Annotated in this window: 21 protein-coding genes; 3 read left to right on the top strand and 18 right to left on the bottom strand. The window is 58.2% G+C overall.

Features of this window, described 5'->3' with window-relative positions; translation table 11 throughout:
• Nucleotides 1–32: 32 nt before the first annotated feature.
• Both yajL and panE read right to left on the bottom strand, forming a co-directional pair.
• Entirely contained in the window at nt 33–626 is a 594-nt protein-coding gene (gene yajL, locus CWM57_RS10995) for a protein deglycase YajL (protein WP_060619477.1), read from the bottom strand.
• Complete coding sequence (gene panE, locus CWM57_RS10990; protein ID WP_061155569.1) at nt 589–1,500, bottom strand: 2-dehydropantoate 2-reductase; 912 nt, start codon at nt 1,498–1,500, stop codon at nt 589–591. The genes yajL and panE overlap by 38 nt, the downstream gene beginning before the upstream one ends.
• Nucleotides 1,501–1,717: 217 nt before the next feature.
• On the opposite strand from panE, the gene CWM57_RS10985 reads away from it, so the two are divergent.
• On the top strand, nt 1,718–2,209 hold the full coding sequence (locus CWM57_RS10985) for a YajQ family cyclic di-GMP-binding protein (protein WP_061155568.1): 492 nt from the start codon (nt 1,718–1,720) through the stop codon (nt 2,207–2,209).
• A gap of 43 nt (nt 2,210–2,252) precedes the next feature.
• Here CWM57_RS10985 and CWM57_RS10980 read toward each other — a convergent pair whose 3' ends face one another.
• The 8 genes from CWM57_RS10980 to CWM57_RS10945 form a co-directional block, all read right to left on the bottom strand.
• Nucleotides 2,253–3,617: an MFS transporter gene (locus CWM57_RS10980; protein WP_074386744.1), complete on the bottom strand. Its 1,365-nt coding sequence runs from the start codon at nt 3,615–3,617 to the stop codon at nt 2,253–2,255.
• A gap of 159 nt (nt 3,618–3,776) precedes the next feature.
• On the bottom strand, nt 3,777–4,955 hold the full coding sequence (locus tag CWM57_RS10975) for a Gfo/Idh/MocA family protein (RefSeq protein WP_100676207.1): 1,179 nt from the start codon (nt 4,953–4,955) through the stop codon (nt 3,777–3,779).
• Nucleotides 4,956–5,289: 334 nt separating this feature from the next.
• Nucleotides 5,290–6,651, bottom strand: a complete 1,362-nt coding sequence (locus CWM57_RS10970; RefSeq protein WP_100676206.1) for an MFS transporter — start codon at nt 6,649–6,651, stop codon at nt 5,290–5,292.
• A gap of 10 nt (nt 6,652–6,661) precedes the next feature.
• Nucleotides 6,662–7,480, bottom strand: coding sequence for a sugar phosphate isomerase/epimerase family protein (locus tag CWM57_RS10965; protein WP_061155564.1), 819 nt, complete (start codon nt 7,478–7,480; stop codon nt 6,662–6,664).
• Between the two features lie 62 nt (nt 7,481–7,542).
• Complete coding sequence (locus CWM57_RS10960) at nt 7,543–9,234, bottom strand: FAD-dependent oxidoreductase (protein WP_100676205.1); 1,692 nt, start codon at nt 9,232–9,234, stop codon at nt 7,543–7,545.
• Between the two features lie 10 nt (nt 9,235–9,244).
• Nucleotides 9,245–9,565 (bottom strand): NIPSNAP family protein, encoded by a 321-nt coding sequence (locus CWM57_RS10955; protein ID WP_100676204.1) that lies wholly within the window; start codon nt 9,563–9,565, stop codon nt 9,245–9,247.
• A 13-nt stretch (nt 9,566–9,578) separates the two neighbouring features.
• Entirely contained in the window at nt 9,579–11,255 is a 1,677-nt protein-coding gene (locus tag CWM57_RS10950; RefSeq protein ID WP_074386740.1) for an FAD-dependent oxidoreductase, read from the bottom strand.
• Nucleotides 11,252–12,073, bottom strand: a complete 822-nt coding sequence (locus CWM57_RS10945; RefSeq protein ID WP_100631433.1) for a shikimate dehydrogenase family protein — start codon at nt 12,071–12,073, stop codon at nt 11,252–11,254. The genes CWM57_RS10950 and CWM57_RS10945 overlap by 4 nt, the downstream gene beginning before the upstream one ends.
• A 152-nt stretch (nt 12,074–12,225) precedes the next feature.
• Between CWM57_RS10945 and CWM57_RS10940 the strand changes: the two genes are divergently transcribed.
• Nucleotides 12,226–12,984 carry an IclR family transcriptional regulator C-terminal domain-containing protein gene (locus tag CWM57_RS10940; RefSeq protein ID WP_074386738.1) on the top strand — a complete coding sequence of 253 codons (759 nt, stop codon included), beginning with the start codon at nt 12,226–12,228 and terminating at the stop codon, nt 12,982–12,984.
• Between the two features lie 51 nt (nt 12,985–13,035).
• Here the strand turns inward: CWM57_RS10940 and CWM57_RS10935 are convergent, their stop codons facing one another.
• From CWM57_RS10935 to CWM57_RS10900, 8 genes are all read right to left on the bottom strand, one after another.
• Entirely contained in the window at nt 13,036–13,410 is a 375-nt protein-coding gene (locus tag CWM57_RS10935) for a hypothetical protein (protein ID WP_074386737.1), read from the bottom strand.
• A 250-nt stretch (nt 13,411–13,660) separates the two neighbouring features.
• Nucleotides 13,661–14,548, bottom strand: a complete 888-nt coding sequence (cyoE, locus tag CWM57_RS10930; protein WP_002891629.1) for a heme o synthase — start codon at nt 14,546–14,548, stop codon at nt 13,661–13,663.
• Between the two features lie 11 nt (nt 14,549–14,559).
• Entirely contained in the window at nt 14,560–14,889 is a 330-nt protein-coding gene (locus tag CWM57_RS10925) for a cytochrome o ubiquinol oxidase subunit IV (protein WP_032732610.1), read from the bottom strand.
• Nucleotides 14,889–15,500: a cytochrome o ubiquinol oxidase subunit III gene (locus CWM57_RS10920; protein WP_061155558.1), complete on the bottom strand. Its 612-nt coding sequence runs from the start codon at nt 15,498–15,500 to the stop codon at nt 14,889–14,891. Before CWM57_RS10920 ends, CWM57_RS10925 begins: the two co-directional genes overlap by 1 nt.
• Nucleotides 15,490–17,481 (bottom strand): cytochrome o ubiquinol oxidase subunit I, encoded by a 1,992-nt coding sequence (gene cyoB, locus CWM57_RS10915; RefSeq protein ID WP_061155557.1) that lies wholly within the window; start codon nt 17,479–17,481, stop codon nt 15,490–15,492. The genes CWM57_RS10920 and cyoB overlap by 11 nt, the downstream gene beginning before the upstream one ends.
• Before the next feature lie 19 nt (nt 17,482–17,500).
• The gene (cyoA, locus tag CWM57_RS10910; protein ID WP_074386735.1) at nt 17,501–18,445 is read right to left on the bottom strand and encodes a cytochrome o ubiquinol oxidase subunit II; all 945 of its coding nucleotides are present in this window, start codon (nt 18,443–18,445) and stop codon (nt 17,501–17,503) included.
• A 479-nt stretch (nt 18,446–18,924) separates the two neighbouring features.
• The gene (gene ampG, locus CWM57_RS10905; RefSeq protein ID WP_100676203.1) at nt 18,925–20,400 is read right to left on the bottom strand and encodes a muropeptide MFS transporter AmpG; all 1,476 of its coding nucleotides are present in this window, start codon (nt 20,398–20,400) and stop codon (nt 18,925–18,927) included.
• Nucleotides 20,401–20,443: 43 nt separating this feature from the next.
• Nucleotides 20,444–21,022, bottom strand: a complete 579-nt coding sequence (locus CWM57_RS10900; RefSeq protein WP_061155554.1) for a lipoprotein — start codon at nt 21,020–21,022, stop codon at nt 20,444–20,446.
• A 302-nt stretch (nt 21,023–21,324) separates the two neighbouring features.
• Here CWM57_RS10900 and bolA point away from each other — a divergent pair, with 302 nt between their 5' ends.
• Complete coding sequence (gene bolA / locus CWM57_RS10895; protein ID WP_002891649.1) at nt 21,325–21,642, top strand: transcriptional regulator BolA; 318 nt, start codon at nt 21,325–21,327, stop codon at nt 21,640–21,642.
• Nucleotides 21,643–21,680 lie beyond the last annotated feature (38 nt).

The raw sequence follows: 21,680 nt of genomic DNA, 5'->3' as shown, positions 1-21,680 counted from the left end.
AAGGGGAACCAGTCCGCGGCGCGGACCAGCTATCAGGCTTCGTAGTAATTATAGATGCCGGCGGCCATCACCAGCTGTGAGGCGACTTCATACGCTTTCTCGCGACCCACCAACAGGTCAATCATTTTCAGGGCGAAATCGATCGATGTCCCCGGCCCCTGGCTGGTTAACAGATTCACCCGTGGATCCCAGACCACCCGTTTATCCTGCCACTGATCGGCGGGGATATGCTCCTTCAGCGCCGGAAAACCGGTCATGTTACCGATCGGGAACAGCTGATGGGGCACCAGCACGGTCGCTGGAGCGGCACAGATGGCGGCCACAATGCGGCCAGAGAGATGGAACTGTCGGACGGTTTCCACCAGCAACGGACTGTCGCGGAAGCACTCTGCGCCCTTGATACCACCCGGGAGGACGATGATATCGAAATCACCATCGGCCACCTCGACCAGCGGCGCATCCGCCAGCAGTTTGACGCCGCGCGAGCAGACGATGGCCAGGCCGCCGTCGCTGGCGACGCTGGCGGTGGTCACTTTCACTCCGCCGCGGACCAGCAGGTCGATGGTGGTGACCGCTTCGGTCTCTTCGCTACCAGGGGCGAGGCAAATCAGTGCCGACGCGCTCATATTCATTCTCCTTACGCTTGATCAGTTCAAATAAGCGGGCGTTTTCCGGTACGGCAACGCCGTGGGCGCGGGCGCGGTTGAGCAGAAAACCGGTGATGTAGTCGATCTCCGTGTGCCGCTGGGCGCGAATGTCCTGCAGCATGGATGAGATGTTTTCTGCTGTACTTTCAACGACCTGCCAGACATAAAATAGCAGGTTTTCCGCCGAGGTATGAATACCTTCGCGCTCCATCACCGCCGCCACTTCCTGACAAATGGCGGCAACCTCCTGCGGAGAGTGGCGCAGATCGCCGTTTTTACACCCTTTGAGGGCGGTCAGGGGATTAATGACGCAGTTCACCGCCAGCTTGCGCCAGGTGGCCGAGTAGATATGGTTGTGCCAGGCGACATCCGGCAGTACGCTTTGCAGGACTTCCGCGAGATAGCTGTAGTCCTCCTCGTAGCTTTTCGCCGGACCGATATGGGTGGTGCCTTGGGCGACGTGGATGATCACGTTCCCGTCGCGACGCGCTGCCTGGGTGGTGGAGGCCAGCAGCAAAGGCTGTTTCACGCCGCGCAGCTCCTCGACGGTGCCCATGCCGTTATGCACCAGCACAATTGGCGTGGTGACCGGCAGGATCCCGGCCAGGTGCTTCACCGCATTCGACACCTGCCAGGCCTTTAAGGTGACGATCAGCAGCTCGCTGCTGGCGAGAAAATCGGGGTCGTTGGCCGTCAGCGACTCGTTGAACACCGAGCCGTCGGTTTCAATGACATTGACGCTACAGAATGGCTGCGGTACGCGTAGCCAGCCCTGGACTTCATGTCCCTGTTTGCACAACGCGGTCAGCCATAGTTGTCCCAGTGCACCGCATCCCAGTACGGTTACTTTCATTGTTCCTCCTCATCTGCCGCTACCCCAGGCGCTGATGGCTAAAGTATATCTCGTCGCTTTTCGCATTGTCGGACGGAAAGGGGGATTCGGCGTCGTCGGGCAGCACGGGGAAATAGCGCGAGCGTTGCGTAATCAGCTAAGCTTCCGGGATAACAAGTTGAGTTATGCCGCGTTGCAGGTATTATGCAACGCAAAAGAAACGGAAGGAGAGGAAAAGATGCCATCTTTCGATATTGTCTCTGAAGTTGATCTTCAGGAAGCCCGTAACGCGGTGGACAACGCGAGCCGCGAAGTCGAGTCGCGTTTTGATTTTCGTGGCGTTGAAGCCACTTTTGAATTAAACGACGCCAACAAAACCATAAAAGTACTGAGTGAGTCTGACTTCCAGGTGAACCAGCTGCTGGATATCCTGCGCGCCAAGCTGCTCAAGCGCGGCATTGAAGGCACCTCCCTCGACGTGCCGGAAGATATCGTGCACAGCGGTAAAACCTGGTTTGTTGAAGCGAAGCTGAAGCAGGGCATTGAAAGCGCGGTGCAGAAGAAGCTCGTCAAACTGATCAAAGACAGCAAACTGAAAGTGCAGGCGCAGATTCAGGGCGAAGAGATCCGCGTGACCGGTAAGTCCCGCGACGATCTGCAGTCGGTGATGGCGCTGGTGCGCGGTGGCGATCTGGGGCAGCCGTTCCAGTTCAAAAACTTCCGCGACTAACGCGGCGGACAGACAGCAAAAAGCGGGGATTTCCCCGCTTTTTTTATACCCCTTTGATGAGCTGCTCTATCTCGAAGCGGTTGGTGACCTTGCTGTCGATTTTGATATACACCGAGCGCTCCTCAGGCACCACCAGCGCCTGCTGAACCCCGCTGGCGTTCAGCAGGCGCGTCTGTAGCGCGCTGTCGACCACCACGCCGTCCGGCACTTCCACCCGCAGGCTGCTGACGTACGGCGGCTCGCTCATGGTACTGGCCACCAGCAGCCACAGCATTGCCAGCAGGGCGCCCAGCAGAAAGACCGTTTGCGAATCAAAGAAACCATCGACCCAGCCGCCAAGGGCGCCGCCAATCGCCACGCCGAGGAACTGGCTGGTGGAGTAGATGCCCATTGCGGTGCCTTTATAGCCTGCCGGCGACTCCTTGCTAATTAACGATGGCAGCAGCGCTTCCAGCAGGTTAAAGGCCAGGAAGAAGAGCTGTACGCCCGCCACCAGCTCCCAGAAGTAGCCCCCGGCGCCCCAGAGAACAATTTCCGCAATCAGCAGGATGGCGACGCAGAGCAGGAAGACGCGCTTCATTTTGCGCTTCACTTCGGCATAGATGATAAACGGCACCACCGAGATGAACGAGATAACCATGGTGACCAGGTAAATCTTCCAGTGCTCGGCGGCCGGGAAGCCAGCGGCCTCCAGTTGGCCGGGCAGCGCGACAAAGGTGGACATCAGCATGATGTGCAGGCACATGATGCCAAAGTTGAGCTTCAGCAGGCGTGGTTCCACCAGTACTTTGCTAAAGCAGCCCTTCACCATCCCGGATTCGCGGTTGAGCACGTGGTTATGGCTGTTGGGCACCACCCACAGGGTGAGCAGGATGCCGACGGTCGCCAGAATGGCGATCATCCAGAACAGCGCGTGCAGACCCAGCTGGTGGGTGACAATCGGCCCCAGCACCATGGCGATGGCGAAAGTGACGCCGAAGCTGACACCGATAAAGGCCATGGCTTTGGTGCGGTTCTGTTCACGAGTGAGATCGGACAGCAAGGCCATGACCGCGGCGGCGATGGCGCCGGAGCCCTGCAGGGCGCGGCCAAGAATGATGCCCCAGATAGAGTCGGTGAGCGCGGCGATGACGCTGCCGAGTACAAAGATGAGCAGGCCGCCGACGATCAGCGGCTTACGGCCAATACGGTCAGATAACAGTCCGAAGGGGATTTGGAAAACCGCCTGCGCCAGGCCGTAGATACCGATCGCCAGGCCAATCAGCGCTTCACTGGCGCCCTGCAACGCCATGCCATACGTGGTCAGAACCGGCAGGACCATAAACATGCCAAGCATGCGCAGGGAGAATACCGTCCCCAAACCCCAGGTCGCGCGCAGTTCCCCTGGCGTCATTTTGTTATCGTTCATTACCACCTCAATATAAAAACTGCGCCTAGTGTAGCGGCGGGGGGTAAGAAGCGTAAATAAATGTTTGTTTAACAGATATTACGGGGCTGTTGCGCGATGAGACAAGTTGGTAAAAATCAATAAACCAGTGGAGGGGGACTCCACTGGCGAGGGAAAAAATTAAGGTAAAGTAAAGTCAACCCACTGGCTGCCAGCGTCAGCCGATTTGACGCACTGTTCGACCCAATAGACGCCGTGCAGCCCGGCTTCAACGTCCGGATACCAGAAGTCTTGCAGGAAGGCGCGATCGTCACGGTCCGTGGCGTCAATCGCCAGCGCATAGCGGCGATAGAGGTTGGCCCAGGCTTCGAACAGCCCTTCCGGATGGCCGCCGCCGATGCGGTCATCCGCCAGCGCGTTCGGCGACAGGTAGGGCATCCCGCGTTCCAGAATCCGCGCCGGCTCGCCCTGCACCTCATAGCTGAGCTGGTTAGGATGCTCATCCCACCATTCGATACTCGCTTTTTCGCCGACGATACGCACTTTTTGCGAGTGCATGGCGCCGCTGTTGACGGCGCTGGTCCACATCGAGCCAACCGCGCCGTTGTCATATTCCATCAGGACAAAGGCGTTATCTTCCAGCGGCGCGCGGGAGGGGACAAAGCTCTGACGGGAGCACATCAGCCGTTTGATATTAAGCTGCGGTGCCATGGTTTCGGCGACAAACAGCGGATGGGTGGCCAGATCGCCCAGCACATAGCTGGGCCCGGCAAACTTCGGCGTCACGCGCCAGCGGGTGGATTCAGCCTGCAGCTCGACGGCCTGGTTATGAAAGCCGTGAGCGAACTGCATATTAACGATGCGGATCTCGCCGAGCAGCCCATCGGCAATCATCTGCCGCGCCTGCTGGATCATCTGATAGCCGGCATAGCCGTAGGTGACGCCGACGATTTTGTTCTGTTTTTTGCTCAGGTCCACCAGCTCGCGTGCTTCTTCGGCGCTAAAGCAGAGGGGCTTTTCACAGATGACGTGGAGGCCCGCTTCCAGTGCCGCTTTGGTGATAGCGAAATGGGTATTGTTCGGGGTGGTGACCGAGACGACCTCGATGCCGTCAGGGCGCTGCGCCTCTTCACGAAACAGGGTCTGGTAGTCGGCGTAGCAGCGCTCCGGCGCCATGCCCAGTCGCTCACCGAACGCGCGCCCGCGTTCGGCATCGACGTCAAGCGCGCCGGCCAGCAGGGTATAAACATTGTCACGCAGCGCTGCACAGCGGTGGCTGTAGCCGATCTGACTGGTTCCCCCGCCGCCGACCATGCCCCAACGCAGGGAGCGGGATAAGGGTTTCAGGCCGTTTAACATGGTGCTCTCCTTTTTGAAATCATTCACACTCTGAGGCGCTCAATGCCGACGCCTGCGGCAACGCGCATCCGGATAGACTGACTTAAACTTAAGGAAATATTTGTTCTGTTTCAATTGTAATATGGAATTTATTTTCCATATATGCGAGGGGGATCGAATTAACGAAAGTTTCTTTTGGGCTTCATTGAAAAGGTGAGTGAGGGATTATCGCCCCCGTGGCAGACCAGGTTGTTGTGGGTGGTTTTTCGTTTTTGATAAATATGAAATAAATTTTCTTCTTTTGGCCGCTGAGCCCGGTGCAATCCGCAGATTGCACCGGAGGGAGAATACAGCATTACGCTCCGCGCGCAGACGCAGGGGCAGGTGAAGCGGCGGCGGGGCTACCGGCCGCAAAGATGCCTTTCGCCGCCAGGCCTGCGACGGTGAGGGCTGCCGGGATACCGAGGATCAAAAAGACGCTTTCAAAGGGCAGGTTGAGCGCCATCATCTCGGCACCGGCAAAGGCGCTGAGAATGGCGCCGATGCGCCCGACGCCATGCATCCAGCTGGATCCTGTCGCCCGCGCCTGCGTAGGATAGTAGCGGGCGGAGAGGGCGTTCATACCGGTATTGGCGCCATTCAGGCAGGCGCCGCTGATAAACGCCAGCATACAGAGCAGGGCAAAGCTGCCCGCGGCGTAGCCCATTGCCATGGTGAACAGGCCGCCAACAGCGTAGATCATCCCCAGCGCGCGATGGGGGTTGATCCTGTCCATCAGCCAGCCGGCAAACAGCGAGCCGAGGGTGCCGCCCGCCTGGTAGATCGCTGTCATGATGGCCGCCTGGCTAACGGTCATTCCCACCGCTTTAACCAGCGTTGGCAGCCAGCTACCGAGGATATAGACCAGGAACAGCCCCATAAAGTAGACCAGCCATAGCATCAGTGAGCCGAAGCCGTACTGGCGGGAGAGCACAATGCGCATCGCGTTGCCGGCCGCCGGCTGCGCCGGCAGGGTAAACGTCACGTTGTCGCTCATTTGTCCGGGATAGAGACGGTTAAGAATGGCGCGAATGCGCGCCGCTGGCGCTTGTTTGATCACCAGAAAACGAACCGACTCCGGCAGCAGCCAGATAAGCAGCGGGGCAAACAGCAGCGGCAGAATGCCGCCGAGCGCCATCAGCGAGTGCCAGCCAAACTGCGGGATCAGCCACGATGCTGAGAATCCTCCTGCCGCCGCGCCGAAGGTGAAGCCGCAAAAGATGACGGTAATAATAAATGAACGCTGGCGTTCCGGGGCGTACTCCGACACCAGCGTCCCGATGTTCGGCATCGCGGCGCCCAACCCCAGGCCGGTCATAAAGCGGAAAAACATCATCTGTTCAATGTTGTGCGAGAAGGCGGTGGCGATGGTCCAGAAGCCGAAGAAAAAGACGCTATTGATAATGATTTTCTTGCGCCCCAGCCAGTCGGCGAGCGGGCCAGAGAAAATCGCGCCCAGCGCGAGGCCGATCAGCGCGGCGCTGATCACCACGCCTAGCTGGTGGTTGCTTACCCCCCATTCCAGCTTTAGCGTCGGGGCGATAAACCCCATGATCGCGATATCAAAACCATCGAGAGCGATAACGCAAAAACCGAGAAAAATGATCTGCTTTTGAAAGCGGCTCAGCGGGTTACGGTTTATTAACTCTCTGACATCCAGGCGTTGAGTCTGTGTCATAGCGTATTCCTTATGCGCAGGAGCGCAGGTAGGGCTGCGCGGCATTGAACAGTAATTGTGCCCGCTGGAGGGGCGGCAGGGCGCCCTGCTCACCGTCGAGCGGCACTTCGAGGGAGACCGGCAGCGTCGCCGGCAGGGCCGACATCAGACCGTGCAGATCCAGACCGCCTTCCCCCGGCACGTTGCGCGCCGAGCGGGCCTGGCGGATAAGTTCCTGCTCACTTTCCGGCCTCTGCGCCGCGCCATCGCAGAGTTGCATATAGTTGAGATGATGCGCGGGCAGGCTGGAGAGGGCGGCGAGCGATTCTCCTGCGCGCCAGAAATGAAGGGCGTCCACCAGGATACCGATATCTTCCCGCCCGCTGGCGGCGATCAACGCCTGCGCATCGGCGATAGTGCGCAACTGGGTCCAGGGCATCGGCTCAAGGTTCATGGTCAGCCCATAAGGGCGACTGGCCGCGGCGAGGATGGCCAGGTTGTCGGCGCTACGCTGAAGGTTGTCGTCATTGCCGGCGACCAGCACCTGTCCGGCGCCAAGACGCGCCGCAGTCTCCATAAACCGCTGCAGCCGATCGTCGAGCGTAAATCCGGGGGTCAGGCGGACGATCTCTACGTCCGACACGCGGATGCCGGTTTCCATCAGCGCGGCCAGCGTCGCGCGCACGGCCGGGGTATCGCCCAGCATGTCGTAGTCCGGATCGGCCGGTGTGGCGGGAAGCAACCGCAGACCAACGTGGGTAAAACCGGTTCTGGCCGCTATCCGCACCTGTTCGGGGGGAGGGACATCGAGCAGGGTCAGCGCGGCGAGCGATAGGGTACGCATGTTCATAAAGGGCTCCGGTACAGTTGCAGGTGAGGATAGTTATGGGTATTGCCGTCCCTGGTTGTTTTTTATTGTTTTGTTTTTACTACGTTTGCCGCCAGATTTTTGCCCACCAGATAGCCGAAGGTCATGGCCGGCCCGAGGGTGATCCCTCCGCTGGGGTAATAGCCGCGCATCACGCTCGACATGTCGTTGCCGATGGCGAACAGGCCCGGTATCGGCTGCTGCTGTTCATCCAGCACCCGGGCGCGTTCGTCGGTTTGCAATCCGCTGAAGGTGCCCAGCGAGCCGGGCAGAATGCGCACCGCGTAGAACGGCCCTTCGCGCAGCGGTCCGAGCGTCACCTGATGGTCACCCTGAGCGCGGTTATAGGCTGATGCCCCGCGGTGAAAATCGACATCTTCGCCAGTGCTGGCGAAGTGGTTAAAGCGTTCAACGGTTTCCGCCAGCGCATTGGCGTCGATGGTGCACTGCTTCGCAAGCTCCCCCAGCGTGTTTCCCCGCTGCAGATAACCGGTACGCAGCCAGGCGGTGGGGGTGAAGGGGAACGGTCTGGCATGGCCCAGGCCGTAGCGACGCAGCGCGCGACGATCGGCCAGCAGCCAGGCCTGCGGCGTGTCGCCCGCGGGTGTGGCCGCCAGCAGGGCGGTGATAAAGTCATGATAAGAGTCGGCCTCGTTAACAAAGCGTTTGCCGTTGGGCAGGACGGCGATCACCCCGGGCTTGGCGCGTTCCACCAGATGGGGAAACATCAGCTGCTGGCCACTGGCCAGGGTGACGCGGGACACCGGCGCCCAGGCCAGCGGGTGGCGCAGGCGGGTGTCGAACTGGCCGCCGACGGATTCGCCAAGCCTGATCCCCTCGCCCTGATTGTCCGGCGGTGCGGCGGAAAAATGGCCGTAACCCTCCGCCGCGTGGGGCACTACCTGCGCCAGCCGTTGCCGATCGTGGGGAAAACCGCCGCAGGCCAGTACCACGGCACCTGCTTCGACGTGAATCTCCCCACCGTCGCTGCGCAGCACCGCGCCGGACACGCCCTGCGGACCCTGCAGTAGCCGGACCACCGGGGCATTAAGCTGAAAACGCACCCCGGCGTCGAGGGCGGAACGCAGCAGACGGGCGACCAGCGCATTGCCATTGACCAGATGCTGCCCTCGTCCGGCGCGCAGCCGCTGCCAGCCGTGGCGCAGCAGGCGGCGGACGGCATACAGCGCGGAGCGCGGTGAGCGGGTGGCATTGAAAAAATGCGCCATATCCGCGCCGCCGGCGATGCCCATCCCGGCAAGGCTGATGGTCTCCAGCGGCGGACGCAGTCGGTGGAGCCAGTCGCCGAGCTGACGGCCATCGTAGGGCTGAGCGGTGACCGACCGCCCACCGCTCGCCGCACCCGGCGACGCGTGAAAGTCCGGCATGGCGCTGCCCGAGAGAAACTGCACCGCCGTCCTGTGATGGAAAAAATCCACCATCTCCGGCCCGTGGCGCAGGAAGGTCTGCAGGCGAAGGTCGGCGGCTTCGCCCCCCATCTCATGCTGCAGATAGGTCAGCGGGGCGTCAGCCGCTTCGTCGATGCCCTCCGCCCGCGCCAGCGGGTTGCGGGGGATCCACAGCCAGCCGCCGGACCAGGCGCTGGTCCCGCCGAGCACCGACGCTTTCTCCGCCACCATGACGCTGGCGCCGTGCATAGCTGCGGTGACCGCGGCAGAGAGTCCCGCCGCGCCGGAGCCGACCACCAGCACATCCACCTTCACAGGCCCACTCATGATGGGCTCCTTACTGCAATGGTGAAAAAGCGGTGGGGCGCATCAGCACCGACTCCAGGCGTTCAACGGCGGCCAGTTCGCGATTTTTCCGCGAAAAGGTCTGCCAGCGTTCGTCCTGCGACATTCGCGCGCGGCGCACCAGGCGATCGTCCAGGCTTTCATAAGCCCAGATGTGCACCACCTGATTGACCACGCCGATCTCGGTAAAAAAGAAGCCGATCAGTTTGCCGAGATGGTCGGTCTGCACCGCCAGGGCATCGCTTTGGTACAGCGCCAGCCAGTCGGCCATTTTCAGCGGATTGATGGTGTACGTGCGTTTTTCGTAGATCATGATGTTTTCCTGATTAGTGGGGGGAGTGTTGTGCCAGATGGCAGGCGGCGAGGTAGCCAAACGTCAGCCCCGGGCCGAGGGTGATGCCGGGACCCGGGTAGGTGCCGGCCATCAGCGAATCCATGTCATTTCCCACCGCGTACAGCCCCGCGATGGGTTTTCCTTCCGCGTTGACGACCTGTGCATCGGCGGTGGTGACCAGGCCCCGCGACGTCCCCAGATCGCCGGTATAGAGTTTGATGGCATAGAACGGCGCGCTGAGCAGGGGGGCGTTACAGGCGTCAGGCTGATGACCTGGATCGCCCATCGCCCGGTTATAGCTGTTGCCGCCTTTAGCAAATTCCCGATCCACGCCCTGCGCGGCGTCGCGGTTGTAGCGGGCAACCGTCTCGCTCAGCGTTTGGGCATCCAGACCAAGCTGTTGCGCCAGCGTCTCCAGGGTGTCGGCTTTGTACAGATAGCCGGCGGCGATCAGGGCGTCATTGTTGACCGGCGCCGGGCGTGCCAGCCCGAGGCCATAACGCTTCATCGCCTGGGCGTCGCAGAGTAAAAAGCAGGGGGCATTTTCCGCAGCGCGTTGCATCGCGCTGGCGAAATGGTGATAGGAGTTAGACTCGTTGACGAAGCGTACCGCCCGCTGATTGACGGCAATCACGCCCGGTTTGGCCCGGTCGGTCACCAGATGGGGAAAGCGCTCCTCGCTGCCATCGGCACGGGTCAGCACGGATACAGGCGCCCAGAAAAAATTGGATTGCCGATCGGCTCCCTCGCGAGCGTTAAGCGCCGCCGCGAGACGTAGCGCGGCGCCATCGTTGGCCGGTGGTGACATGGTGAAGTGCTCGCGGGTGTGCGGCCGATAGCGCGCCGCCAGCGCGCCCGCGGCAAAGCCGCCAGCGGCCAGCACCACCCCGCGGCGGGCGTGCAGCGTCTCTTTTTGCCCCTGATACTCGATCTCCACCCCGGTGACCGCGCCTTGCGCTTCGCACAGCGCCAGAACATTGACATTCAGCCGCAGGTTCATGCCTTTTCGCAGCGCCGTTGTCGCCATGCGAGCTATCAGCGCATTGCCCATCGCCAGGCGGGTGCCGCGAGGGTACTTCACCCGGTCGCGGGCATAGCGCAGCAGCAGCCGGGTGCAATGGGCCAGGGAGCGCAGCGAGCGACGCATGTCGAGAAAATGTTGAATATCGACGCGGTTGACCATCATCCCGCCAAACAGCAGCATCCCCGGCGGCGGCGAACGCAGGTCGCGAAACGCGTCACCCAGTTCACGGCCGTCATACTCCACCACCTCCAGCGCCCGACCGACGTCGACCGCGCCGGGTTCATCCGGATAGTAATCAGGTGAGAGCGGGCGCAGGCTGTATTTCACCGCCCCCTCGCGCTCCAGAAAGGAGAGCGCCTCCCGCCCGGCGCTGACAAACGCCTCGGCGATATCGTCCCGATAGTGGGCCTCGCCGATGATGGTCCGCAGATAGGTTTTGATCGCCTCGGTGCTGCCGCTTTTGCCCAGGGCGCGAGCCTGATCGGTATCGTGCAGCCACACGGCGCCGCCGGAGATGGCCGAGGTGCCGCCGAACTGGCCAGCTTTCTCCAGCATCAGCACCGACAGCCCTTTGCAGCTGGCGGTGACCGCGGCGGCAAAGCCAGCGGCGCCGCTGCCGATGACGATCACATCCCAGCTCTTCATGCTGCCGCTCCCTGCGCCTGCGGGATGGCGCCGATAAACTGGCCCATCAGCGTCATCTGCGCCAGCGCCATTTCCGGCCCGGTCTGCACCCGGCAGCCGCGAGCGGCGGCGAAAGTGAGCAACGGCGTCATCACCGGGGCGGTGACAACGTCAGCCACGTGAGTAGCGCTGTCGAGCGTATCCAGCAGCGCCTGCGGCAGGGGCAGCTCATCAAATCCGGCCATGCCCGCCGGCGAGCCATTAACCAGCAGATCGACGCCATGAAGAGTGTCCGGCAGCGCGCTCAGTTGCACCGCCGGAAAGGCCTCGGCAAGGAGATCGTGCAGGCGTTGCCGGGTGGCCGGGTTTTGATCGTGCAGGGCCAACTGACGGATCCCCGCCTCGCACAGCCCCCAGGCGATGGCGCTGCCGACGCCGCCGCACCCGGAGAGTAGCGCCTGCTTTCCAGCTGGCTGAAAACCCTGCGCCTCGGCGGCGAGCTGAAAGCCGACGCCGTCCAGCATATCGCCCTGTAACCGGCCATCCGCCAGCTTACGGATCACATTGACGGCGTTGAGACGACGCGCGCGGGGGGTGAGGTCGTCGACCAGCGCGGCGGCGCGCTGCTTATGCGGTACTGTCACCAGCACGCCGGTCATGTTCTGCCAGCCGCGCAGGGCGTTGAGGTAGGCGACCACCGCTTCCGGGGCGATATCCACCGGGATCATGACACTGTCCATGTGCTGTTCAGCAAAGTAGCGGTTGAAGTTATCCGGTGATTTCACCTGGGCGATCGGATGACCAATCACGGCGACAACCTGGGTAGTTCCACTGACCATTTCAAACCTCATTTGTTAAATGAATGTTGTGAAAGTATTTCAGTGGAAGCTGAGAGCGACAACGCAGAATTCGGACATGTCGGTTGTTAATCGCACGATCGCTGCGATAATCGCAGGAAATCGATAATGATGTTGCAAAAATGTGAGCGAATATGCAAAACACCATTCATCCACGCGATCTGATCGTCGGTTTACAAAAAGGGCTGGCGCTTATCCAGCTTTTTTCCAAAACTTGCCCAAAGCTCACCGTCGCCCAGGCAGCGAAAATGAGCGGCCTGACGCAAAGCGCCGCACGGCGTTTTCTGTTGACGCTGCTGCATGAGCGCTATCTGCAAACCGACGGACGCTATTACTGGCTTACTCCGAAAACGCTGCGGCTTGGTCAGGCTTACGTTGATTCGGCGCAGTTTCCCCGCATGGTGCGGCCGATTGTCGAATACATCGCCAGCCGGACGGAGGAGCATGCCTCGGTGGGCGTGGTGGATGAAGATGAACTGGTCTATATCGCCCGCAGCCGCCATACGCCGTTTAACTCCACGTCGGTGAGGCTCGGGGAGCGGGTACCCATTTTCTGTACCGCCGGGGGGCGACTGTGGCTGGCTTCGCTGCCGGAAGCCGAGTGCGAGGCGGTCTTGCAGCGCATTACCCGGGAACAACGCACGCCCTATACGGTGACCGACGTCGCGTCGCTGATGGAGAAAATCGCGCAGGTGCGGTGCCAGGGATATGCCACCATCGAACAGGAGTTTGAGATTGGCATGCTGGTGCTGGCGGTGCCGTTAACCGACAGGGAAGGGACCTGGTGGGGAGCGCTGAGTCTGACTAGCCATCAATCGCGTACTTCACTTGAGGCTTTATGCCGCGACCACCTCGATCTGCTCTACAGTGCGCAGGCGATGCTGGTGAGCTAAACAGGGCAGCGAATCGTGCTGCCCTCAGAGAGACGTCGCTTAGGCTGGCGCTTAGCTCAGGAAGCTGTTCCAGTCGCTGGCGGCGTTATCGACAAAGGTGTTCCAGCTGTTGCCTGCGGTGTTAACAAAACTTCCCCAGTTTTCCTTACCGGCGGTCACAAAAGTTTCCCAGTTTGACTGCCCTGTCAGGAAGGAGCCAAACGCCATCGCGCTGTCGACGACGAAGGAGGCAAACGCGCTGCCGGAGGTGAGAACAAAAGAGGTGAAGCCGACGGCCGAGTTGGCGACAAAACTGGCAAAGCTGCTGGCCGAGCCGGTCAGGCTATAGCTACTGACTGAGCCGGTCAGGCTAAAGCCACTGATAGAGCCGGTCAGGCTAAAGCCACCGGAGATGTACTCCATTTGATTCAATGTTAACTCTTTCATTGCAATTCCTTGTAGTGGTTATTTTCCAGGTGGGCATAAGCCCGGGGCGAAAGGTAGCATTGTAGGACCGTGCGGCGCGAGTGATGCCCGGTGTGTACTGGCTCATTTTTTTCTCATTTTTTGGCCGAAAAGGGAGTGAGAAGGGCACGGGGGAGGGGAGGGAAATATGAATTGAGAAAGAAAGCGGTGAGGAAACAGAAAAGAAAAAGCCCCGTAAAAACGGGGCTTTATATCGCACTTGAGTGGGTGATTATCTCACGTAAGCCAGCAGACTATGTGAATCCGGCACCATAAAGTCAACGGACATCATCACGGACAGCGCGGTGATGGCGACGATGGAAAAGACGAACAGCTTACGCGCCCAGACTTTGTCATCTGCCACTTTATAGCCACGCAGCGCCATGCCCAGCCACCAGACGCTGACCGCTGCCGCCACGACCAGGTATTTATACCCGGCGTAACCGCCCAGCGAGAGCATCAGGGTCGCCACGGCAAAGGCGACGATGTACAGCGTAATATGGTTTTTGGCGACCGAAATGCCTTTCACTACCGGCAGTACCGGAATGTTTGCCGCCTGATAATCCTTAAAGCGGAAAATCGCGATGGCATAGGAGTGAGGCATCTGCCACAGGCTAAAGATAGCCAGCAGGATCGCCGCACCGCTGTCGAAATCACCGGTGACCGCGCAGTAGCCAATCACCGGCGGCGCGGCGCCGGAGAGTGAGCCAATCAGCGTGCCGTAGACGGAGTGGCGCTTCATGTACAGGCTGTAGACGCCGACATAAACCACGAACCCCATCACCCCCAGCCAGCAGGCCAGCGGATTTGCGCCGAACCACAGCAGCATGAAGCCAGCAATACCCAGCAAGGTGGCGTACACCAGCGAAGCTTCTGGCGAGATCAGCCCTTTGACCAGCACCCGGTTTTTCGTCCGTTCCATCTTACGATCGATGTCCCGGTCGATGTAGTTGTTGAATACACAACCCGAGGCGACCACCAGGGATACTCCAAGGAGCGTCCAGACGAACAGCGGATAGTCGATGTGGCCTTTGGAGGCCAACAGGAAACCGCCGATCACGGAGATCAGGTTGCCAAAAATAATGCCTGGTTTCGTTACTTGCAGGTATTGCTTAAACATACTCGCCGCTCTTAGTGCATCATCATGTTGTAGTTCAGGTTCCACATAATCCAGATGGAGCCAACAACCACGATCGCAATGATGATTACGGTGAAGATAAATGCGGTCAGGTTCCAGCCTTCATCGGACTTGCTGTTCATATGCAGGAAGTACACGAGGTGTACCACGATCTGCACCACAGCAGTCACCAGAATGGTGCCAAGAATAACCGCATGCGAGGCGGAGCCACTCATCACCATGGCGAACGGAATGGCCGTCAGGATGATGGACAGGATAAATCCTGTCATGTAGCTCTTCACGCTGCCGTGAGAAGCGCCGCTATGATCGGTAGAATGACTCATTACATCGCCCCCATCAGATAGACAACCGAGAACACGCAGATCCACACAACGTCCAGGAAGTGCCAGAACAGGCTCAGGCACAGGATACGCGTGCGGTTAGTGTTGGTCAGGCCACGACGTGAAACCTGGAACATCAGTACAGCCATCCAGATCAGACCCGAGGTCACGTGCAGACCATGGGTGCCGACCAGCGCGAAGAACGCTGACAGGAAGCCGCTACGATCCGGACCCATACCTTCAACAATCAGGTGATGGAACTCATAGAGTTCCATCGCGATGAACCCTGCCCCGAAGAGGAAGGTCAGCGCCAGCCAGGAAACCACCTGGCTCTTGTTGTTTTTGTACATGGCGATAGCCGCCATGCCGTAGGTGATGGAGCTGAACAGCAGCAGTGCGGTTTCAACCAGAACGAACGGCAGTTCGAAAATATCTTTGCCCGTCGGTCCGCCGGCCGTGCCGTTCACCAGAACGGCATAGGTAGCAAACAGCGTAGCGAAGATGATGCAGTCGCTCATCAGGTAGATCCAGAAACCGAATACCTTCATCGGTCCTGTATCATGGTGCCCGTGTTCATGCGCGTGGGCAGTATGCGCAAGAGTATCAGTTGCCATTTTTCAGCCCTGCTTTGTTAATCTCATCGAAATGCTGTTTTTCCAGTTTTTCGACTTCTGCAACCGGTACGTAGTAATCCACGTCCTCGTCAAAGCTCTTAATAATCCAGGTCGCTACGATGCCGATGAAGCTTGCGATCGCCAGCCACCAGATATGCCAGATCATGGCGAAACCAAATACCGTGGCGAAGGCGGCAATGACGATACCGGCGCCGCTGTTTTTCGGCATATGAATTTCTTCATAATGGGCAGGCTGTTTGTACGCTTCACCTTTCTCTTTCATTTCCCAGAAGGCGTCACGCTCGTGAACCTGAGGAACGATAGCGAAGTTGTAGAACGGCGGCGGAGAAGAGGTTGCCCACTCCAGCGTACGACCACCCCATGGGTCACCGGTCAGGTCACGGTTCTGTTCGCGGTCGCGAATAGACACGTAGAACTGAATCAGCTGGCACAGGATACCGCAAGCGATCAGCGCCGCACCGCAGGCTGCAACAACCAGCATCGGGTGGAACTGCGGATCGATCTGCTGGCTCAGACGACGGGTCATACCCATGAAGCCCAGCACGTACAGCGGCATAAATGCGACGAAGAAGCCGATGATCCAGAACCAGAAAGCGCGTTTGCCCCAGGTTTCGTTCAGGGTAAAGCCAAAGGCTTTCGGCCACCAGTAGGTCAGACCTGCGAAGCAACCGAATACCACACCGCCGATGATAACGTTATGGAAGTGCGCGATCAGGAACAGGCTGTTGTGCAGAACGAAGTCCGCGCCCGGTACCGCCAGCAGCACGCCGGTCATCCCACCTACGGAGAAGGTCACGATAAAGCCGATAGTCCACATCATCGCCGAGTTGAAGACGATGCGACCCTGATACATGGTGAACAGCCAGTTGAAGATCTTAACCCCGGTCGGGATCGCGATAATCATGGTGGTAATACCGAAGAAGGCGTTAACGTTCGCACCCGCACCCATGGTGAAGAAGTGGTGCAGCCAAACGATGAACGACAGAACGGTAATACACACGGTTGCCCACACCAGAGAGGTGTAACCAAACAGACGCTTACGCGAGAAGGTCGCCGCGATTTCAGAGAAGACCCCGAACACTGGCAGAACCAGGATGTACACTTCCGGGTGACCCCAGGCCCAAATCAGGTTGATGTACATCATCATGTTGCCACCCATATCGTTGGTAAAGAAATGGGTGCCCAGGTAACGATCCAGGGTCAGCAGCGCGATGGTGACGGTCAGAATGGGGAAGGAGGCGATAATCAGGATGTTGGCGCACAGAGATGCCCAGGAGAATACCGGCATCTTGAACATGGTCATGCCCGGGGCACGCATCTTGATAATGGTCACAAAGAAGTTAATACCGGTCAGGGTAGTACCGATACCGGAGAGCTGCAGCGCCCAAATCCAGTAATCGACCCCTACGCCAGGACTGTATTCAATTCCCGACAGCGGCGGATAGGCCAGCCAACCAGTCTGCGCGAACTCACCGACGCCCAGAGACAGGTTAACCAGAATCACGCCAACAACGGTGAACCAGAAGCTCAGGTTGTTGAGGAACGGGAAGGCCACGTCGCGCGCGCCGAGCTGAAGCGGAACCACCAGGTTCATCAGACCGATAACGAACGGCATCGCCACGAAGAAGATCATGATAACGCCGTGGGCGGTAAAGATCTGATCGTAGTGATGAGGTGGCAGGAAGCCAGCTTCCCCGGCCGAGGCCAGCACTTGCTGGCTACGCATCATCACGGCATCAGCAAAGCCACGCAGTAGCATGACGATTGCCACGATAACGTACATGATACCGAGACGTTTGTGGTCGACAGAAGTCAGCCACTCGTTCCACAGGTAGGACCACTTACCGAAGTAAGTGATGGCAGCCAGAAGCGCCAGTCCCCCAATGATAATCGCAGCCACCGTAACCACGATAATGGGTTCGTGGTAGGGCACTGCATCCAGTGTAAGTTTTCCGAACATCGTTTTCTTCCTCGGCCCCTTAGTGAGCGGTTTCCGCGTGGCTCATGTCCATGCCTTCCATCCCGTCGTGAGCAGCGTGCTCGCCTTCAGGTTTGGACATGTTCATGCTCTCGTGAGACATGAATTTGTTCACAACATCTTTGAACAGATCCGGCTTCACGTTAGAGAAGTATTCCACTTTGTTGTATTCGCTAGGCACAGCCACTTTATCGAACGCGGCCATGGAGTCCATGGAGTTCGGCGACTGTTTGGCTTTTTCAACCCACTGATCGAAGGTTGCACGATCCGGGGTAGCAATCGCTTTGAACTTCATACCTGAGAAGCCCGGGCCACTGTAGCTAGCGGAGATACCGTCATAAGTACCAGCTTCGTCAGCAATGAGGTGCAGCTGAGTCTGCATCCCGGCCATTGCGTAAATCTGGCTGCCTAAGCGCGGAATAAAGAACGAGTTCATCACCGAATTAGAGGTCACTTTGAAGTGTACCGGTACGTTCGCCGGGAAGGCGATTTCGTTAACGGTAGCAATACCCTGTTCCGGATAGATAAAGAACCATTTCCAGTCCATCGAAACGACTTCGATGGTGATTGGTTTCTCGTCATGGGCAAGCGGTTTGCTTGGCTCCAGTGCGTGAGTGGTTTTCCAGGTCAGAACGGCCAGGAACAGGATGATCAGAATAGGTACCGTCCAGACCACAGCTTCCACTTTGTTGGAGTGTGACCAGTTCGGGCTATACTTCGCATCTTTATTGCTCTCGCGATACTTCCAGGCAAATCCTACTGCCATCAAGACGGCGGGAATAACGACAATCATCATCAGGCCGAAAGCCGTCAGAATCAAAGAGCGTTGCTCCAGTCCAATCTGTCCTTTTGGGTCAAGGAGTGCAGAATCACAACCACTGAGTAATACAGTACTTGCGATTAATGACATCCATCCCAAACTTTTATTGTATTTCCTGAGTCTCATTGAACGACCTCAATTCCACGGGATCTGGTGGCGTTTAAAGTGTACGGGCATTTTACGGTAAGGTTGCATTACTGTAAACATGATTGGATCTCTGTCAGTTCTGTGTTAGCGGCTTCTGCTTGGTTTGTCACATATGTTACGTAGTGTTACGTAATCGCTTGCAAAGCCTGAATTTCATGGGATTGATAACGAAAGGGATAAGAAAAGGAGTACTTAGCGGCGAATGGGCATAACCACCCATAAATTAGAACAATTGTTTAACATTTAATTATCAAATAAAAGACATTGTGAAAACCTAAAATAAAATCGCTGTAGCTGAATCGGTTAAATTATTTAAAGAATCGAATGAAAACTGTCAATAATTTCCAGAAATCAAAAACGCACAAAACAACAAATAGCGCGGCGGACAATATAAAAGCGTTAATAAGCCGTTATAATTACGTTTCGTAATTACAACGGCTAATAATGATGCAGCGTCCTTAAATCAGGCGAGTTTTACGCAGTGCCAGGTAGTCGAGCAGACCGCCGAACAAAATACCGCCAACGGCAGTCAGCGCGGCAACCTCCAGCAGACCCGACAGGAATGAGAAGGCGGTGTAATCCAGGGCGTTCATGACCAGCAAAGCCAGCCATACCGTCAGCAGCAGGCAGCCCAGTGCCAGGATCCCCAGCGCCAGCGCATAGGCCTGCGGGTATTCCCTTCGCGGCATGAAGCTTGCCGTACGTTGGGTATGCTCAAGCGTTTGCCGGCACAGCAGCAGCAGGGCAATCCCCGGCACCGCCGCCACGACCGAGAAGAGATAGAACGTCGACCAGCCGTGGGCCTCGACAAACCAGCCGGCGATTGGCCCAACGTACACGCGGCCGACCGCAGACAGCGCAGAGAGCAGCGCGAACTGGGTGGCGGAGAATGATTTATTGCACAGCGTCATCAGCAGCGCGACAAACGCCGCCGTCCCCATTCCCCCGCACAGGTTTTCAAAGAACACGGCGGTTGCCATGGAATAGAGGTGCTTATCGGTAATCGACAGCAGCCAGTAGCCGGCGTTGGAGACACCCTGTAGCACACCGAAGATCAGCAGCGCCCGAAACAGTGTCAGCCGCTGCATCAGGACCCCGCCGTACAGGGCGCCGAGAATGGTGGCAAACAGGCCTAAGGTTTTGTTCACCATCCCGACTTCTCCGGCATCAAAGCCAACGCCGCGGATGAGGAAGGTCGTGGTCAGGCTCATGGCAAACGCATCGCCAAGCTTATAAAGGACGATGAGCAGCAGAATAAGCCAGGCGTTATTGCGACCGAAAAAATCGCGCAGCGGTTCGGCGACCGCCTGCTCCAGCGACCTGGGAACCGGGATTACGTCGCTCGGCTCGGGTGCCAGCAGTGTGGCGATGATACAGGGCACCAGCAGCGCCGCCATCAGCCAGTACATCCCCTGCCAGCCGAGATAGCGGTCGGCAAGCCACAGAGCCAGACCACCGGACACCAGCATCCCAAGGCGATAGCCCAGCACGCTGATCGCGGCGCCGGTACCGCGCTCTTCCGCCGGCAGAACGTCGGTTTTCCAGGCATCGAACACGATATCCTGTGACGCCGAGCAGAAGGCGATCACCACCGCCAGCGCCGCCATCCAGCGGAGCTGGGAGACGGGCTCAAGAAAGCCCATCGCCGCAATGGCCAGCAGGAGCAGGACCTGGGTAGTCAGCAGCCAACCGCGACGACGCCCAAGAAACGGCGGCGTATAGCGGTCCATCAGCGGGGACCAGAGAAATTTAAAGACATAGGCCTGGCCGACGAGTGAGAAAAAACCGATCGTTTTCAGATCGATATTTTCCACCGTCATCCAGGCCTGCAGGGTACCGGAGGTGAGAGCCAGCGGCAGGCCTGAGGCGAAACCGAGGATCAGCAAAATCGCTGATTTCGGCTGTTGAAAAATGCGTAAGTAATGACTGGACATAGCATAAAGCACGAACCCGGCTGAGGCCGGGTTCGTGGTGGCATTAACGCGCGTTTTGCTTGATGAAATCGTGGATGCTGGTGTCCTGCGCCATATCGGCGATGGTATCGGTCAGGACGCTGTTAACGGCATCAGCGATGTTCTTGTTCGAGGCCTGGAAAGCGCCTTCAATGGAGTAGCTGGCGCGGTAGTTTTTGGTCATCTTCGTGCCGTTTGCCGCGGTGGCGATGATGGCGATATCTGCTTTCGTGGCGATGTTGTAACGCACATTACCCTGGGAGACGTCAGCGTAGAGTTTGTTGACGATAATTTGCAGATCAACCGCGCCGTTCGGGCCAATCATATAACCGCGTGCGGTCATCTGTTTCTCCAGCACTTCCTGCAACAGGAAGCGCAGATCGCGGGAGGCGGTGAGGGTGACCTGCTGATTGTCACGCGTGACTTTTGCCAGCGCCTGGTCCGGACGCTGGTCAGCGCCGTTGATGCTGACGGTCACGCCCATCAGGCTCGGATCCTGCTGCGGCAGCGTGATTTTCGGCGATACTTCAATGGTGGTCGGCGGCGTGGCGCATCCTGCCAGCATAAACATGGCGACCAACGGGAAAAGGATCTTCTTAAGCATGTTCAGGTCTCAACGCATGGTGTTGTTATAAGGAAAATTACCGCCATCATAGCATTGCCAACGGCAAGGGGAAGTGGCAACGCGTGTAAATCCATCGCCCTGGCGGTTTTCTGAGCGTCCGGCCATGGTTAATCGCTTTTTCCCCGGCAGTTCTGGCGACCAGAGCCAGTAAACGTGATACTTTTGAATGAAAATATCAGAACAATGCTAATTTTTTGTTGTTTTCTCCTAATGGAAGCGGTAAAAGCGGCTAACATTTATAGGGAGTGGCGGCATCTCAGCGTTGTCGGAGGAGAAAATTCATGATGATACGTGAACAGATCGAAGCAAAACTTAGAGCAGCGTTCGACCCGATGTATCTCGAAGTCGTGGATGAAAGTTATCGTCACAACGTCCCAGCGGGCTCTGAAAGTCATTTTAAAGTGGTGTTAGTGAGCGATCGCTTCACTGGCGAGCGTTTCCTCAATCGCCACCGTATGATCTACGGCACGCTAACTGAGGAGCTGTCGAATACGGTGCATGCCCTGGCGCTGCACACCTACACGATTAAAGAGTGGGAAGCACTACAAGATACGGTTTTCGCCTCGCCGCCTTGCCGCGGTGCGGGGAGTATCGCCTAGAAATCCCATTTGCAACCGCTGGCGCTTTTCCAGTATGT

This window comes from Klebsiella sp. G-Nf4 (assembly GCF_002810615.1).
Lineage (GTDB): Bacteria > Pseudomonadota > Gammaproteobacteria > Enterobacterales > Enterobacteriaceae > Klebsiella > Klebsiella variicola.
Note: the sequence above shows the minus strand (reverse complement) of the source record. Positions and strands in the feature narration are given on the sequence as shown.